General features: G+C 51.6%; 1 rRNA gene. It reads right to left on the bottom strand.

From position 1 onward, the window contains the following. Positions 1–18: 18 nt before the first annotated feature. Positions 19–2,911, bottom strand: a 23S ribosomal RNA gene (locus SHEWPOL2_RS21810).

Raw genomic sequence — 2,911 nt, 5'->3', positions numbered from 1 at the left:
AAAACCCATCTGGGTTGTATGGTTAAGCCTCTCGAGTCATTAGTATCAGTTAGCTCAACGCCTCACAACGCTTACACACCTGACCTATCAACGTCCTAGTCTCGAACGGCTCTTTAGTGGACTTATAGTCCAAGGGATGACTCATCTTGGGGCTCGCTTCCCGCTTAGATGCTTTCAGCGGTTATCGATTCCGAACATAGCTACCGGGCAATGCCATTGGCATGACAACCCGAACACCAGCGGTTCGTTCACTCCGGTCCTCTCGTACTAGGAGCAACTCCCCTCAATCATCCAACGCCCACGGCAGATAGGGACCGAACTGTCTCACGACGTTCTGAACCCAGCTCGCGTACCACTTTAAATGGCGAACAGCCATACCCTTGGGACCGACTTCAGCCCCAGGATGTGATGAGCCGACATCGAGGTGCCAAACACCGCCGTCGATATGAACTCTTGGGCGGTATCAGCCTGTTATCCCCGGAGTACCTTTTATCCGTTGAGCGATGGCCCTTCCATTCAGAACCACCGGATCACTATGACCTACTTTCGTACCTGCTCGACGTGTCTGTCTCGCAGTTAAGCTGGCTTATGCCATTGCACTAACCGTACGATGTCCGACCGTACTTAGCCAACCTTCGTGCTCCTCCGTTACTCTTTGGGAGGAGACCGCCCCAGTCAAACTACCCACCAGGCACTGTCCTTACCCCAGATAATGGGGCCAAGTTAGAACATCAACACTACAAGGGTGGTATTTCAAGGACGACTCCATCAGAACTAGCGTTCCAACTTCATAGTCTCCCACCTATCCTACACATGTAGGGTCAATGTTCAGTGCCAAGCTATAGTAAAGGTTCACGGGGTCTTTCCGTCTAGCCGCGGGTATACGGCATCTTCACCGCAATTTCAACTTCACTGAGTCTCGGCTGGAGACAGCGTGGCCATCATTACGCCATTCGTGCAGGTCGGAACTTACCCGACAAGGAATTTCGCTACCTTAGGACCGTTATAGTTACGGCCGCCGTTTACCGGGGCTTCGATCATGAGCTTCTCTTGCGATAACCCAATCAATTAACCTTCCGGCACCGGGCAGGCGTCACACCGTATACTTCCTCTTGCGAGTTTGCACAGTGCTGTGTTTTTGATAAACAGTTGCAGCCACCTGGTATCTGCGACTCCCGTCAGCTTAGAGAGCAAGTCTCATCACCAACAAGAGCGTACCTTCTCCCGAAGTTACGGTACCATTTTGCCTAGTTCCTTCAGCCGAGTTCTCTCAAGCGCCTTGGTATTCTCTACCCGACCACCTGTGTCGGTTTGGGGTACGATTCCCGCTAACCTGAAGCTTAGAAGATTTTCCTGGAAGCATGGCATCAACTACTTCATCCCCTTGGGGACTCGTCATCAGCTCTCAGTGTATAGTGACCCGGATTTGCCTAAGTCACCCACCTACCACCTTAAACGCGGACTACCAACGCCGCGCTAGCCTAGCCTTCTCCGTCTCTCCATCGCAGTTAGCGGAAGTACAGAAATATTAATCTGTTTCCCATCGATTACGCCTTTCGGCCTCACCTTAGGGGTCGACTCACCCTGCCCCGATTAACGTTGGACAGGAACCCTTGGTCTTTCGGCGAGGGGGTTTTTCACCCCCTTTATCGTTACTCATGTCAGCATTCGCACTTCTGATACCTCCAGTGTGGGTTACCCCTTCACCTTCAACGGCTTACAGAACGCTCCTCTACCGCGCAACTCTAATGAATTGCACCCGTAGCTTCGGTGGTATGTTTAGCCCCGTTACATCTTCCGCGCAGGCCGACTCGACTAGTGAGCTATTACGCTTTCTTTAAATGATGGCTGCTTCTAAGCCAACATCCTAGCTGTCTAAGCCTTCCCACATCGTTTCCCACTTAACATACACTTTGGGACCTTAGCTGACGGTCTGGGTTGTTTCCCTTTTGACGACGGACGTTAGCACCCGCCGTCTGTCTCCCGAGTAGTACTCATTGGTATTCGGAGTTTGCAAAGGGTTGGTAAGTCGGGATGACCCCCTAGCCTTAACAGTGCTCTACCCCCAATGGTATTCGCTCGAGGCGCTACCTAAATAGCTTTCGAGGAGAACCAGATATCTCCCGGTTTGATTGGCCTTTCACCCCCAGCCACAAGTCATCCGCTAATTTTTCAACATTAGTCGGTTCGGTCCTCCAGTTGATGTTACTCAACCTTCAACCTGCCCATGGCTAGATCACCGGGTTTCGGGTCTACGCCTTGCAACTAAACGCGCAGTTAACACTCGGTTTCCCTACGGCTCCGCTATTCGCTTAACCTCGCTACAAAACGTAAGTCGCTGACCCATTATACAAAAGGTACGCAGTCACGGTCTCAAGTACCGCTCCCACTGCTTGTACGTATACGGTTTCAGGTTCTATTTCACTCCCCTCACAGGGGTTCTTTTCGCCTTTCCCTCACGGTACTGGTTCACTATCGGTCAGTCAGGAGTATTTAGCCTTGGAGGATGGTCCCCCCATATTCAAACAGGATATCACGTGTCCCGCCTTACTCGTTTTCATCAAAGGTTAGTTTTCGTGTACGGGGCTATCACCCTGTGCCGCTGGACTTTCCAGACCATTCCACTAACACCCCTCTGACTTAAGGGCTAATCCCCGTTCGCTCGCCGCTACTAGGGGAATCTCGGTTGATTTCTTTTCCTAAGGGTACTTAGATGTTTCAGTTCCCCTCGTTTGCCTCGCAACGCTATGTATTCACGTTACGATGACCGCTTATGCGGCCGGGTTCCCCCATTCGGACATCGTTAGCTCAAATGCTTGTTACTAGCTCGCCAACGCTTTTCGCAAGTTACTACGTCCTTCATCGCCTCTGACTGCCAAGGCATCCACCGTATACGCTTAGTCGCTTAACC

This window comes from Shewanella sp. POL2 (genome assembly GCF_000282755.1).
GTDB classification, from domain to species: Bacteria; Pseudomonadota; Gammaproteobacteria; order Enterobacterales; family Shewanellaceae; genus Shewanella; species Shewanella xiamenensis.
Note: the sequence above shows the minus strand (reverse complement) of the source record. Positions and strands in the feature narration are given on the sequence as shown.